Genomic DNA, 15,195 nt, shown 5'->3' with positions numbered 1-15,195 from the left:
CAGCATGGAGTTGCTCGAAAAATCTTTCAGCGAGGATCGATGCATTCTGGATCTTGAAGCATCAACCCTCGATGACGCGCTAGGCAAGATCCTGCACGAACTTGCTCGCCGCGGAACGATCTCGCCCGAGCAACGAGATCCGCTGCTTTCGCTACTGCTACAACGAGAACACACCGCAGCCACGGCGATCGGTCAAGCGGTGGCCGTGCCACATGCTTACAGTGAAATCCTGACGGAACCGTTGGTCGTGTTCGCCCGTTTGCGGCAACCGATCAACGCCGGAGCGTTGGACGGTGTGGGGGTTTCCTACATCTTCTTGCTAGTCGGTCCTGACCAAGCCGCGCGGCGTCACATCGACACGTTGGCCGCCATTGCTCGTTTTATGAGCGATTCAGAAGCCCGTTACGAGCTTCGCCACGCCAAGGACGCCGAGGGACTCACTGAAGCGTTTCAGCATTTTCAGTCGCGGATTGCTCCAGCCGCACCGGCGCCGGAAGTCGACGTTCACAAGGGGTTGCGTTGGACAGGTCGCTTTGCCGGCGGATTGATCGACGATTTTCGCCACCGATTGCCATACTACGTTTCCGATTTTCGCGATGGCGTGCACGGCAAAAGTATCGCGTCGATCATGTTTTTGTTCTTCGCTTGCTTGGCCCCGACCGTCACGTTCGGCGGGATCATGGGTGTGACGACCGGCGGACACATCGGAGCGGTCGAGACGATTTTGGCGGCTTCGTTCGGCGGAGTCTTATATGCATTGTTCTCGGGTCAACCACTGATCATCATCGGGACCACCGGTCCGTTGTTGGTGTTCATCACGACGCTTTACACGTTATGCCTACAGCTCAAAATCCCTTTTTTACCGACGTACGCATGTGTCAGTCTGTGGGCCGGCGGGCTGACGATCCTGTTGGCGGTTACCGACGCAAGCGCGTTGATGCGTTACTTTACGCGTTTCACCGACGAAATCTTTGCGGCATTGATCTCGGTCATCTATATCTACGAAGCCCTCTCGTCGCTGGCCCGCGAATCCCAAGACATTAACGACGTGGCCAACCCGTCGCATGCGTTATTGACGCTGCTGCTGGCGCTTGGAACGTTGTATTTGGCAATGAACTTGCAAGCGTTCCGCCGCAGCCGTTTTCTATTGCCATGGATGCGTGAACTGCTAGGCGACTTTGGGCCGACGATTGCATTGGTCGCAATGAGCGCGGTCGCATTTTGGCTGAGCAATGTGGAACTGGCAAAACTTGACATCCCCAATGAGTTCGCCCCCTCGCTTCACGGCGGCCGGTCTTGGTTCGTCAATCCGATGGACGCGCCCCAGTGGGTCTGGTTTGCCTCTGCGATCCCCGGACTGCTCGGTGCCGTGCTGATCTATCTGGATCAAAACATCACCGCTCGATTGGTCAACAGCCCGGATCATCAGCTTCGCAAAGGTCCCGCGTATCACTGGGACCTCGGCGTGATTGGCATCCTAACCGGAGTCTTCAGTCTGTTTGGACTTCCCTGGTTGGTTGCAGCGACAGTGCGATCGCTGAATCACATTCGCAGCTTGGCGGATGTCGAAGAGGTAGTGACGCGTAGCGGCGAGCGACGCGACCGGATAATTCACGTCCGCGAAACACGCTTGACCGGCTTGCTTATTCATCTGGGTATCGGTGGATCGCTGATCGCATTGGCGCTGTTGAAGATGGTGCCGATGGCGGTGCTGTACGGAATCTTCCTGTTCATGGGGCTAGTGTCGATGAAGGGAAATCAGTTCCTCGAACGACTGACGCTGCTGCCGATGGAAAGCAGTTTGTACCCGCAGGCGCACTACATGCGACGTGTCCCCAAACGAGTCGTGCATCTTTACACGATCTTGCAACTCATCTGCTTGGCGGTCTTGTGGGTGATCAAAAGCAGCGCGATCGCGATTGTCTTTCCGCTATTCATCACGCTATTGGTACCGATTCGGCTGGTGGCCGATCGATTCTTCAAGAAAGAGCACCTAGCGGCGCTCGATGCCGCCGAAACGCCAAACGAATCCTCCAGCAGCCTGCCAGGCTAGTGTGGGATAGGCTTCTAGCCTGTTGCCGGTTCCTGTCATCCGGCAAGGCCTGCACCTGATGACAGTCTGGAAGCCTATCCCACATTTGCAACACTACTGCGCCGATTGCTCGCGTGCTTGGCGACGCTGCACACATCGCTGGAGGATCGTCCGTTTTTCTGCGACCGAGGCACTCGACCAACGAGCGACCTCCATGCGGCTGCGATCACAGCCGACACAAAGATCGCTTGAATCAAGCGAGCAGGTGCCGATGCATGGCGATTTCACTCCGCCATCACCACTTGTCGCGGGATCACTCATCGCAGACCACCCAACCAATCCCAGTCGAGCGAGCCAGAGGCCGACTCGAATTCGTCGTCAAGCTCAGCAACATCGCCACTGAAGTCTCGCATCACCTGATCGATGACATTGACGCGGTGGTGCGATGATTCGGTGCCAAAGGAGAGCAAACGGTTGGTCGTCGTATCGACTACCAAATCGCTGTGGACCTGCGTGCTTCGGATTGCCGAGGTCGTTGCATTTGCAGCGGGGAAGGGCAGGGCGGTTGCCATTTCGGGTTCTGCCGACGGCGTTACGAGGGTGTTGTTCAAGTAATTGATCACGTTCAGCGCATCCAGCGCGGTGACTTTGCCATCACCGGAAACGTCGTAATACATCCCGGTAAAATCAGCCAGCGACTCGATTACCGGCAGACTCGATTCCCCTTGCAGCGGCAAGCGGTTGATGATCGTCAACGCGTCCGACGCGGTCACGGATCCGCTGTTGTTGACATCCCATCGATCGCGCGAATTTCGCCACGGCGAATCGCTGATAACCAAAATCTCAACGTCGTTATAGCGAAGCACTTGAGCGAATACACCGGAAACGAAGGTAGGATCTTCGAGTGTCCAATCCGAGCTGGTGGTCAACTGCGAGACGCCAATATGCAGTACCATCGACGCGTTGGGACCAAACGCCTGAGCGATGGCGTTGGCATCCAGACTTAACATTTTCGCTTCGGTCGCCGCAATCACCACTTCTTCGAAACCACTGATTTGGTTCGCCAGGAACGCAGCGAGGTCGATTTCGCTTTCGGACAGCGACACGGTCAAACGATCGAAACCGTCACCGCCATTGATTTTCACCGTCGACAAACCGGTCAACGTCACCTGATCATCCCCGCCTGCCAAATCGAGCGTCACCGATTGATCACCGACGACCTCGGCATCCACCGCGAGCTGCTGGACGCGGTCATCACCCACCCACTGCAATCCGTCCTCGGTTTGCGTCAATGCAAAGCGGTTCGCGGAATCAAGATCGCGAATGAACAGCGACTCATCCTGGCGGACCAATTCGACATTCTCGATCGCAACCTCTTCGATGGTCAAACTTAGCGAGACCGATTCGGCAGCGGCAAACCCAGCGTCCGATTCGTCGGAAACCACCGACACGACAATCGAATGGGATTCCGTTGCTTCGACAACAAAGTCGGCAACGCCGGTCACCGTGACCGTCTGCGGGACGTTCCAGTTTTCGCTCGTGAACACCAATCGTGTCTTGTCCAGACCGTAGTCACCCGAGGCAGATTCGGTGACGGCAAGCACGACATCGGTCGCGGGCTGTGCCGACAAGCGAACTTCGAACGTATCAGTCGTCCCCGATTCACTCACTTGGATCGCATCACCGCTGATCGCGAGTTCGATCTCCGCGACTTCATCATCATTGACTCGAATCGTCCCCACCCCATCGGCAAACCCGCCGGCAGCAACCGTTACCTCTTCGTCACGATCACCGTCAAGCCGCACGTTGTCGATCAAATCGATGGTGATCGATGCCGAGCGTTGGTTTGCGGGAATGGTGATCGAATCGGGCAGGTCCAGCCGAGTATCGACAACACCTTGAAGCGAAACCACCAACGCTTCGGAAACGTCCAAGCTGTTTCGCGACACGGTCAATTCAACCGCAGCCTCACCCTCATCTTCGTTAACAGTCGCTTCGGAAAACTCGATTGCCAGGGCAGGCTGATCCACCTCGGTCAATTCAATCGTCGCAGTGGCATCAGCATGACCAAGAGCCTGGGCGGTGATCGTTACGGTTTGGTCGTCGCCTGCGAACCCGTCCGAGACGACGTCGCCGGTAAAGGCAACCGAGCGGCTGCCCGCAGGAATGGTCACGGTCGCAGGCAACACGATTCCACTGGCCGACCCGACATCGATCGATACCTCGATGGCCGAATCCAGGTTGGCATCGTTTCGCGAAATCACTCCGGTGATCGCACCGACGCCCACGTCTTCGGCGAACGTCAATTGATCAAGCCACAATCCGATTTGCGGTTGGTCGTCATCGAGCACGCTGATTTGCCCCGGCACCGACGTGTATCCATCGACCGCCGCCGAGACCGCAATGGTCGTGTCGCCATTGGCGATCGCATCGTCGATCACATCAAACGAGAACGAGGCGACGGGGCTGCCGGCCGGAATGGTTACCGTTGTCGGCAATTGCAGACGCCCGCTGGGATCGGCTTCCAAAGTGACCACCAAAGGACTCGACAAATCATTGTCGTTACGATGCACCACGCCGTATCCCGCCGGCTCGGTCGCCGGTTGGACGTGAACGTCATCGACCGCGAAATAAGCAGGTGTATTCACGCCAAACGCGCCAACGTCCGACGAGGTGACGGAGAGCTCGAGTCGCTCGGCTGCTGCGATTTGCGTCAAATCAACCTTGGTCCAATCTTGGACGATGTAGTCCAGTGCATTGTCTGCGAAACGATAATCCGCAAGGTAGAACGTCACGGTCCCAATCGATTGGTCATTGGCATCCAATCCTTCGATCGTCAACAGCAGGTAGTCGGGATCGTCGCCCGATTCACCACCAAACTTCTTGGCAAACGCGTCCCCTTGGATCATCGACAACGCCGCATAGGTGGTGTTGGTGACCATCAACGAATCGAACAATCCGTCACTGTTCTTTTGAATCACGGCGGCCGAGCTGCCGGTGACTCCGGTGCCCACCGCGTAGGTCGACGAGCCATTGGCACCACTGCCCGCAAACGCACTGAACTGGTTACCGTAGCCGGCCGTCGTTTGGTCGGTGGTGTTCGACAGCGCCCAACCGGACCATGATCCCCAGGCCGGATTGTAGCTGTTAGCAAAGACAAGGTTTCCGGATTGGAAACTTCCCGCACCGTCCTGGCCTTTGTAGAACGAGTTGTCGATCAACCGCTGTCCGGCATCTTCAAAGTCAGCATTGGCCGTCCCAAACGACTCGTCGAGCTCTTGCGAACCGAGCGTGACCACCACTGTCTGCTGATCATCATCGGCGATCGTGAGGGTCGTTTCGCTCGAGAGCGAATCTGCGGTCGCCGTGATCGTCACGACCGCGTCGCCGTCAACGACGATATCATCCACGATGTCCAACCGCACCTCGACCGAAGCTTGACCGGCGGGAATGGTCACCTCGACCGGCACTCGCACTTGGCTCGCGTCACTGACCGAAAGCTGTACGTCGAGCGGTTGCGAAAAGTCCATATTTTGTCGTGACACGGTGATCGACGGAGCCGGGTTGGCGGGGTCACTTGGTTCGGCGATGACGACGTTGTCGACGGCAAAGTAGGCAGGTGTGTTCATCCCAAACCCGCCGACATCCGAAGAACTCAAAGCGAATTCGAGCTTCACGGCGCCCTCGAGTGACGACACATCGACCACCGTCCAATCGTCGACGATGTAATCGAGCGAGTCATCATCGAAACGATAATCCGCCAAATAGAACTCGACCGTCCCGACCGAATCGCCTGCTTCGTCGACCCCTTCGATCGTCAACAAAAACCAATCCGGATCCGATCCATCGGCGCCGCCAAACTGCTTGGCAAACGCATCGCCGTTGGCCATCGACAACGCGGCATAAGTCGTATTGGTGATCGACAACTGCTCGAACCCAATCCCGTTATCACTATCGCGAGTGATGCTAGGCAAATCGGCAGCGTACCCTGACGACACGGCATACGTCCGCGAACCATACGCTCCGCCACCCGCAATCGCACTGTATTGATTCAGGTACCCGGGGGTCACCGTATCGGTCGTGTTCGAGATCGCCCAACCCGACCATGAACCCCAAGTGGCGTTGTAAGCGTTATTGAACGTCAAGCCGTTACTGATGAATTGGCCATTGCCGCTAGCCCCGTTGTCGAACGACTCGTTCGCCAAACCGACCCCCAAATCTTCAAACTGGGCGGTGGGGACAGCGTCGGATTCGCTCAGCGTGTTAGTGTTAGCGGTCACCTGGATCGCGGGTTGGTCGTTGTCGTTGACGGCCACCGAACTTGGCAGTGACAAGAAACCGGTCGCCGTCGCGGTGAACTGAACCGTGGTCGTGCCGTGATCGACATCATCATCGACAGCCGAGATCGCGAACGACGCCGAAGCGGCGCCTGCGGGAATCGTGACCGTCGAGGCAACCGCAGCAATCGTCGGCGAAGAACTCGAAAGCTGGACCGTCAACGCCTCGGTCGTATCCGAATAGATGCGTGTGAGCGTTCCGTAAACCGTGGTCCCTTCGTCAATCGATTCCGGTTCCACCGACACCATCAAGGTGGGCAACTCGTCGTCGGTGATCGTGATCGCACGAACCGCGCTCAAACCGCCTGAGGTTGCGGTGATCGAGGCGACGATATCCCCATTGCCGATGGTGTTATCGGTGACGCCGATGTTGAAATCAACAAAAGCCTGGCCTGCAGGAATCGTGACCGATGGCGGAATGATCAATCCGGCCGTGTCGCTCGAGAGTGAAACGGTCATCGCAGCGGACAAGTCCTTCTCGCCCCGCGTCACCCGTCCGGTCGTCGCGGTCGCACCAGCGTTTTCAACGATTGCATGATCGAGCACATCGACGGCAATTCCTGGTGTCAAAAACGACAACTCATCCATGGCAAAGTAGGCAGGAGTGTTCATCCCAAACGGGCCGACATCGGACGAAGTCACCCAAAATTCGAGCGAACTCGCATTGCCTAGCGAACTCAGATCGACGTCGGTCCACGTGTCGACGATGTAATCCAACGACGAATCATCACTGCGAAAATCCGCGAGGTAAAAGTCGACGGTGCCAACACTCGTTCCCGAATCGTCCTTTCCTTGGATCGTCAACAGGAACCAATCCGCATCGGTCCCCGAGGCGCCGCCGAATTTCTTTGCAAACGAGTCGCCGTTTTGCATCGACAAAGCGGCGTAGGTCGTATTGGTGATCTGGATCGACTGCAGTGCCCCGGCATCCTCGGGCAACGTAATCGTCGCGACGTCTTCCCCGGTCGCGGAGGCAAAGGCGACACCGTAGGTAGCGGAATCGTTGGCACCACCACCGGTGATGGCGCTGAATTGGTTCGCAAACCCAGGGGTCGACGTGTTGGTTTCATTGGAATACGCCCAACCCGACCAAGAACCATAGTCAAGCGAGTAGGCATTGTTTAACTGTGCTTCGTCGCTCGTGAATTCGCCCTTGGTGACTTGGTCCCCATAAGGCCCTTCGCTGGTCGTGCCACCGGAAACAGGCCCGTTCCAGTGCGACTCAGGCGTCAGCGATTGCCCGACATCTTCGAACCCAACCGACGAAACGTCATAGGCGGCTTGATTGATCACACCGATGGCATCCAGATCAAACCCCGCACTGCCCACCGTCGGATAGGGATCATAAACGGTATCGCCATTGGAATCGGTTTGTGATCCATCACCAACGATATCAATGATGCGAACGTAGCTGATTGCGTTGACATCTAAATCGGCACTCACGCCCGCCAAGTCATTCAGGTCAAAGGGCGTTCCAAAGCCTTGCCGATACTTTCCGGCAAAGCCATCAATGTTCGTCGGGTCGACGCTGCCAAAAGCGCCTACCGACGAACTGGTCAACGAATCGGTATCGAAACGGAAAAAGTCAGTGCCGTTGGAGGAGACTTCGACAAACGCGAGTTCGAGAAACGTGTCGGTCACACTGTTTTCGAAAACGGCGAAATCGGCCCCAAGTCCGTCACGAATCGGAATTTCAAACTGCAACGTGATCTCGCCGCCTCGGCCGAGCGAGACGATATCAAAACTGTTTCCCGCCGCCGGGCCCAACGCTTTGTCCGGTGTCTGGAACGTCTCGCTGACGTCGGAACCAGGAGCGTACTGCTGCCAATCGGTTGCCCAGGCGATGATGGCGGGATCATCCATTGCGATCGCCGTGCTGCCGGATTGGCCCGCTGCCGGAGCGTAAGGTCCGGCGGCCATCAAACGGCGGTCCTCGAGTCGTTCGGTAATCAGTCGGCGGCGACGGCGAAGTTGGTTTGTACGTTGACGCATAGGAGGTGTTTATCGTGTAGAGAGTATCTGTGTGCGAATGCTCAATCTCGAGCGACACAGGATGTTGCTAACCGTGTAAAAACTAAAAATCCGAGACCACTTCGTGACCCGCACGCGTGCAAATGGCTGCCAGCAGTGTCAGGTCCATGCTCTCGTTAAGAAAGCGAACCGATCCATCGGCAAAAGCTGCGTTGACGCCTTGCGGATGAAAACTTCGCATGTCGTTTTCAAAACTTGGCGCCTTGTTGATCGGGAAAGCTTGGTCAAACAAGTTCTTTCCGTTGATCCATTGCCCATCGGGAAAATCAGCGTCCTCGGACACCACGACGGTGGTGGAGGTGCCGTCCAAAATGTCGCGAAACCGGATCGCTCGGTCATAAATCATCACTCCCGAGGGCGGATTGTTGGTGCTGCGAATTCGTTCGCCATAGATGCCACCGTAATCGGTCACCCCGCGACCCTTTTTCAAATTGTCGCTGCGAGGGGTCGAAGGACAGATAAAGGTCGAGATGACCGATGCAGCGGCGGTGGCGTTTTTGGGATCATCGTAGGGAACCCCGAAATCAATCTGCTGCCAAACGGCGGTCTGTTCGATTTGCGGCAACATCATTGCCGACCAGGCAATCTCTTTGCCTTTTGGCCACAGCGGACGTGGTTGGATCACCCCAATGGGAAACTGACTGAACGCAGCGTGATAGTTTTGCAGCCCCAGCCCGATCTGATGCAAACGATTGTGGCACTGCATCCGACGTGCGGCTTCGCGTGCGGCTTGCACCGCTGGCAATAACAATCCCACCAGTGCTCCGATGATGGCAATCACGACCAGCAACTCGACCAGCGTGAAACCGCGGTCGCGATTGCGAACGTTGGATCGACCGAGGTGTGAAAACGAAACCGACTGCGGACGACAGGCCGCGAGCCTGTCCCGCACCGGGTTTGTTCGTTCACAATCGAGGAACCTCATCGACGTACCGCCAACGATTTAGAGGGGAAAGACCGATTGGATGTCGCCGAGCGTCCTCCGCCAAACTCGCAAAGGCGAAGGGCAGGGGGAGAGCCAATCGACGGCATTCATGCCAAGGAAAATCAACAACAGCGGCTCACTGCAAAACGCCCTTTGCACAGCGAGACGGTTCGATCGCGACGCTAACCTCACCCAAGAAGGTTTTTTTCAGAACGCAAAGTGAGCGACCGGGTTGCAGACAACTCGATCGCACGCAGCGCGTTCTAAAGCATCCGGTGACGCGGTAGGTCTTCTGACTCGGGATGCATGCCATCTTCTTCCGCCTTCTCATTCCTAAATGATCCGACGCCCAATGGCGACAAACACAATTTCAAGAACAATGGCACGAAAGAGTGAGAAGTTGGCGGTTCGCGAAAACGTCACCCCAAAGTGACATTCCCTCGCGAACAACATCCGTTACAGCGGCCGGGCCGTCTCGGAATTTCACCGAAGTTCCCTGTTTCCGCAAAACCCAAGATCCGTTGACTTTGCGGCACCGCTCACCGTTAACTGACGACTCTATCGGCTTGCCAAATCATTGTCAAACGCCCAACTTGCAAGGTCGCCCCGGTTTACCTTGCCCCACTTTTGACGGGATGATAGTGGGCGAGAGTAGGACTTTTCTTTCACACGAGGACTTCGGAAATCTGATGAATAATCGCTGCATGATCGTCATCCCCGCTCGCTTGGCGTCAACGCGACTCCCCGAAAAGCTGCTTCGCAGAGCGGGGGGCAAGTCGATCCTCCAGCACACGTGGGAAGCGGCGTCGAAAGCCAGCATTGCCGACGCCGTCGTGGTTGCCGTCGATGACGAAAAACTGGCCGAGGAAGTCAATTCGTTTGGCGGCCGCGTGGTCATGACCCGCGTGGACTGCCCGAGCGGGACCGACCGAATTGCCGAAGTTGCTGCCCAATTCCCCGATTTCGACGTCTTTATCAACGTCCAAGGCGACGAACCCGAAATTGATCCACACACCGTGGATCTTGTCGGCACGATGCTGATCCACGATGCGAACGCGGACATTGCCACCGTTGGGACCCCCATTCGCAGCGAATCACTGCTGCACGACCCGGCCTGCGTCAAAATCGTCGTTGCGGCGGGAGGATGCGAAGCAGGGCAGAGCAGGGCAGGGCAGGTGGACAACGCCGAGGCCAATAACACAGTGGGCAAGATTGCGAAGGACAACCAAGGGGATGCCGGCACCACACCGGCGGCCTCTCAATTCGCCGGCACCGCAATTTATTTCAGCCGCGAAGCTGTGCCGCATTGTCGCAGCGGGATCACCCCAGAGACGCTTGCAATGGAACCGCCTCTGTTTTGGCACCACGTCGGTTTGTATGCCTATCGCCGCGATTTTCTGGATTGGTTCTCCAAACAACCGCCCAGCCCGCTGGAGCAGTCCGAGCGTCTGGAGCAACTGCGAGCGATCGAAGCGGGCAAGCGAATTGTCGTCGGCCGCGTCCAATCGGCCGCCTCGGGAATCGACACCGAAGCCGATTTCCAAGCGTTTGTCGGGCGGATCGGCTAAAAGCGATTCGCTGGGCCTGCGACGACTTCCGTCTTTTTCCCATTTCGTTATGATTTCGTTCCATGACGAAACACATTTTTGTAACCGGTGGCGTTGTTAGTTCGCTTGGCAAAGGCTTGACCAGCGCTTCGATGGGGATGCTGCTCGAGCAGCGAGGGTTGCGGGTCCGCATGCAAAAGCTGGATCCCTATATCAACGTCGACCCTGGGACGATGAGTCCCTACCAACATGGCGAGGTCTACGTCCTGGATGACGGCAGCGAAACCGACCTCGACCTAGGGCATTACGAGCGGTTCACCTCAGGCCGACTTTCTCGCGACTGCAACTACACGACAGGGCAAATCTACCTGTCGGTGATCGAAAAAGAACGCAAAGGCCAATTCCTTGGCAAAACCGTTCAGGTCATCCCGCACATCACCAACGAGATCAAGTCCGTGATCAAGCGGATGGGTGGTGACGACGTCGACGTCGTGATTACCGAGATCGGCGGCACGGTTGGGGACATTGAAAGCCTGCCATTCCTCGAAGCGATCCGACAATTTTCGCTCGACGTGGGACGCGAAAACTGCCTGTACATGCACCTGACGCTGGTGCCGTACCTGAAGGCCGCCGACGAACTGAAAACCAAACCGACCCAACACTCGGTCGGCCAATTGCGTGAAATCGGGATCCAACCAGACGTGCTGGTTTGCCGCTGTGAACATTCGATCAGTCGCGATGACCGCGAAAAAATCGCTCTGTTCTGCAATGTGCCGGTCGAAGCCGTCATCGAAGAAAAAGACAAAGACTTCTCGATCTACGAAGTCCCGCTTTCGTTAGTCGACAACAAGCTTGACGAACTCGTGGTCAAGAAATTGGGATTGTCCGCATCGAGCTTGGATATCTCGCCGTGGACGGATCTACTGCACCGGCTTCGCAACCCGCACCACGAAGTCTCGATCGCAGTGGTCGGCAAGTACGCCGAACACAAAGACGCCTACAAATCGATCTACGAAGCGATCGATCATGCGGGCATCCATCACCAAGCTCAAATTCGTATCGGACGAATCCAAAGTGCCGATATCGAACGCGAAGGCGCCGAACGACTGCTCAGCGGTTATCACGGCATCCTGGTTCCCGGTGGATTCGGCGAACGAGGGGTCGAAGGCAAAGTGCAAGCGATCCAATTCGCACGCCAACGCGGTATCCCATTCCTCGGTATCTGCCTGGGGATGCAGTGCGCCGTGATCGAATACGGCCGCAACGTCGTTGGACTTGATGCCGCTCATTCGAGCGAATTTGACAAAGACACCCCACACCCGGTCATCTGCCTGCTCGACGAACAGCAAAACGTCACGCAAATGGGCGGCACCATGCGACTGGGCAGCCAACCGACCAAACTGGACCGCGACAGCATCTCGGGCAAGGCGTACGGAAGCGATCAAGTGGACGAACGCCATCGCCACCGTTATGAATTCAACAACGAATTCCGCCAGCAATATGAAGCCAGCGGAATGCGTTTTGCGGGCACAAGCCCCGATGGCGGGCTCGTTGAAATCGTCGAACTGCCTGACCATCCTTGGTTTGTGGCCGTTCAATACCACCCCGAATTCAAGAGCAAACCGCTGAAGGCACATCCGTTGTTCGCTGGGTTCGTCCAAGCGGCAGTCAACCGACGCCTGCATCGCGAAGACAAAGAAGCCCCCAGCGTCAGCCAGCGCTAAGCACAACTGAAATCAAACTCTCGACACATCATCGATTTCAAAGGTATTGTCATGAGCGACCCCAACCACGACGAAACTCCGTCCGAAGAACCAAAAATCATTGTTGACAGCGACTGGAAAGAGCAGGTCGCCAAAGAAAAAGAAGCCGCCAGCGCGAAAGCGGAATCCGAGTCAAGCGGCGACAAGGACGCGTCGGCGGAAGCAGAAAGCGACGACAAATCGGTAGCCGCCGAGCAAAAGACTCCGGCCGCAGGCGAAGCCCAAAAAGCGGACCAAGAGGCGGCACTGCAGAGCCCACCTCCGGCGTCGTTCGAAGTGCTGATTTCGATGCTGTTCACGCAAGCGATGGCGACACTAGGCCAGATCCCAGATCCAGCCAGTGGCGAAGCGAAAGTCAATAAGCCGTTTGCCAAACACTACATCGACACGATCGACATGCTTGGCGAAAAGACCAAAGGCAACCTCAGCGACGATGAATCCAAAATGCTTTCTGAGGCCCTCCACGCACTTCGCATGATGTACGTCAACACCAAAGCGACGCCGTAATCCACTTCTCCCCCAGACGCCTCGTGAAAACGATGCGTCTACGTTAAGTAGCGTTCGCGGCGCAAGCCTGGAACGCTGAAACATTGGGCTTGTTGTGATTTTTTGGTTGCGTTGGCTTTCTGCCACCTCTCCACCAACATCGTTGGGGGAGAGGTCGAACGGAGCCTTCAGCGACGTTCGGGTGAGGGGGCTGACTGAGCAATCCACTCGCTGGCGACAACGACGCTTGCACCCGAGCTGCTCGCCGATAGCGCGGTCGCCCCCTCACCCGAGCAACGCCTAAAGGGCGTGCTCGACCTCTCCCCCGACTTCGTCGGTGGAGAGGTGACTGCGTTATATGCTGAAAGCAAAACTCATCCCAATATCCGACGTCAATACCAGAGTTTTAGCAATCCAGCGCAAGGCCAATGCCATCTGCTTTCGTAGCGGTGCGGTGCGGGGCCCGCGCGGTTGCAGCAAGCAAAACGTTCGATATTTACTGAGCGAGGTCCTGCGCCGCTCCGCTAGAAACATCAACCGCTAGAAACATCAACCGCTTGGCGTTAGCGCGGACGACAGCTCAACGTTCGCTGCACACCGTTTGAATCACGCAACAAAAAAAGCGGGTCGACTCATCGGAGTCGCCCCGCTCTTTGCTTTTTGGAAAAAACAGTACGGCTACTCGAGCGTCTGCGTTTCTTTGCCCATCGCCGTCCCTAGCGCTCCCCACAAACCATAGGGACTTGCCATCCCGGGAACGGCGATCCCTACCGACTGATTGCCGGCCTCGATCGAATCGGTGATGAACTTGACCGCGCCGTCCCCCATCAACACGTGGGCGCCGCCCTGGTGCCGACTGCTCACCGTATAGGTCCCTTCGCGACCATCGCTATTGTGCGACATGCAGCTCTCTTTGTTCGGAGGCCGAATGGTGTTGATCGCGGTATACATCGGCAACCCGCACATCCAACGATGCCCCTTTCGCCACTCATCGACCTTGCTGTACTGAAGCTCTGCCGACGCAACGTAGAACTGCGGACGCGCCGGATCAATCGCATTGGCCGTACACTTCGGGTGCGTTGGGTTGAAATGATTGTCGCCATTGTCGATGAACACCGGCTGCGCAATGATCTCGCGACGACCTGCATCACAAACAATCTCGCCGCCCATGATCGTGTTGGACAATCCATCGAGCGTATCGCGGAAACCGGTCACGCGGCGAGTCTTGAACATGCCTCGTAAATGCATGTCCGCCGCTGGGTTCACCGTACTGTTTGCATCATCAACGCCCCCGCGATCGGTCCATGGGATACCGTCGCCGATACAGCAGGCGTAGTTGTTACTACCAAATTGTCCTGGCGCGGAAACATACGGATCGCTTGGGCAACGATAGGTCCCGATGGTGGTTCGCCATGGATCATAGCCGGTGTTCCAAGTCTCCGGACCCATCGCGGGCCAATTTCCGTTGACGGTCGATGGGTTACTGATCTGTTCCCACATCGACTGTTGCTCGACAAACGGCAAGATCCCCACCAAGAAGCTGAGGAAATTGACATTGGACCGCGTCCCCGGCGGTGTCGACCCACCAGCCTGCTTGGGCAATTGATTGTAGGCGGCGTGGTAGTTATGCAGCCCAAGACCGATCTGCTTGACGTTGTTACTGCACTGCATGCGACGAGCCGCCTCGCGTGCCGCCTGCACCGCAGGAAGCAAAAGCCCGACCAAAACACCAATAATGGCGATCACGACGAGCAACTCAACCAGGGTAAACCCCTGGCGTTTGACGTACATTCTCATAAGACCCCTCGATAAAAAGTGATAAGCAGGAGAAATCGACGGATTCCCCTGACAACCTGCCTCGCCACAAAAAACAAAACGCTAACACATATTGCCACGCCATCGACTTCAAAAATCGCCAGTCCCCCATACACGCGAACGCGCAAGAACCAGCCACAAACACGTCAACAAAGAGCAAATAGCAGGAGTAAACTCAATTATTACGCAGAAAAGCAGTGAGTTCCAATGAGTTTTCACGCATAAATCCTGATACATTTTACCAAGCCGAATTCGTGCC

8 protein-coding genes and 1 riboswitch are annotated in these 15,195 nt (G+C 56.6%); of the genes, 4 read left to right on the top strand and 4 right to left on the bottom strand.

The annotated features are described in order from the left end of the window. The first annotated feature begins 4 nt into the window (after window positions 1-4). Entirely contained in the window at window positions 5-2,053 is a 2,049-nt protein-coding gene (locus ABEA92_RS09270) for a PTS sugar transporter subunit IIA (RefSeq protein ID WP_345683535.1), read from the top strand. Window positions 2,054-2,146: 93 nt separating this feature from the next. Here ABEA92_RS09270 and ABEA92_RS09265 read toward each other — a convergent pair whose 3' ends face one another. From ABEA92_RS09265 to ABEA92_RS09255, 3 genes are all read right to left on the bottom strand, one after another. Next, window positions 2,147-2,353, bottom strand: coding sequence for a DUF1289 domain-containing protein (locus ABEA92_RS09265; RefSeq protein WP_345683534.1), 207 nt, complete (start codon window positions 2,351-2,353; stop codon window positions 2,147-2,149). Further along, window positions 2,350-8,361, bottom strand: coding sequence for a DUF4465 domain-containing protein (locus ABEA92_RS09260; protein ID WP_345683533.1), 6,012 nt, complete (start codon window positions 8,359-8,361; stop codon window positions 2,350-2,352). The genes ABEA92_RS09265 and ABEA92_RS09260 overlap by 4 nt, the downstream gene beginning before the upstream one ends. A gap of 82 nt (window positions 8,362-8,443) precedes the next feature. Continuing rightward, window positions 8,444-9,292 carry a DUF1559 family PulG-like putative transporter gene (locus tag ABEA92_RS09255; RefSeq protein WP_345683532.1) on the bottom strand — a complete coding sequence of 283 codons (849 nt, stop codon included), beginning with the start codon at window positions 9,290-9,292 and terminating at the stop codon, window positions 8,444-8,446. A 298-nt stretch (window positions 9,293-9,590) separates the two neighbouring features. Next, window positions 9,591-9,879, bottom strand: a riboswitch (cobalamin riboswitch). 135 nt (window positions 9,880-10,014) lie between these two features. On the opposite strand from ABEA92_RS09255, the gene ABEA92_RS09250 reads away from it, so the two are divergent. The 3 genes from ABEA92_RS09250 (at window position 10,015) to ABEA92_RS09240 (ending at window position 13,142) form a co-directional block, all read left to right on the top strand. Beyond that, window positions 10,015-10,893, top strand: a complete 879-nt coding sequence (locus tag ABEA92_RS09250; protein WP_345683531.1) for a 3-deoxy-manno-octulosonate cytidylyltransferase — start codon at window positions 10,015-10,017, stop codon at window positions 10,891-10,893. A gap of 62 nt (window positions 10,894-10,955) precedes the next feature. Then, complete coding sequence (gene pyrG, locus ABEA92_RS09245; protein WP_345683530.1) at window positions 10,956-12,596, top strand: CTP synthase; 1,641 nt, start codon at window positions 10,956-10,958, stop codon at window positions 12,594-12,596. A gap of 51 nt (window positions 12,597-12,647) precedes the next feature. Then, complete coding sequence (locus ABEA92_RS09240) at window positions 12,648-13,142, top strand: DUF1844 domain-containing protein (protein WP_345683529.1); 495 nt, start codon at window positions 12,648-12,650, stop codon at window positions 13,140-13,142. A 657-nt stretch (window positions 13,143-13,799) separates the two neighbouring features. On the opposite strand, the gene ABEA92_RS09235 is transcribed toward ABEA92_RS09240, so the two are convergent. Further along, the gene (locus ABEA92_RS09235; protein ID WP_425572410.1) at window positions 13,800-14,918 is read right to left on the bottom strand and encodes a DUF1559 family PulG-like putative transporter; all 1,119 of its coding nucleotides are present in this window, start codon (window positions 14,916-14,918) and stop codon (window positions 13,800-13,802) included. Between the last annotated feature and the right edge of the window lie 277 nt (window positions 14,919-15,195).

It is taken from the genome of Novipirellula caenicola (assembly GCF_039545035.1).
GTDB classification, from domain to species: domain Bacteria; phylum Planctomycetota; class Planctomycetia; order Pirellulales; family Pirellulaceae; genus Novipirellula; species Novipirellula caenicola.
This window is presented reverse-complemented; position numbering and strand designations above follow the sequence as displayed.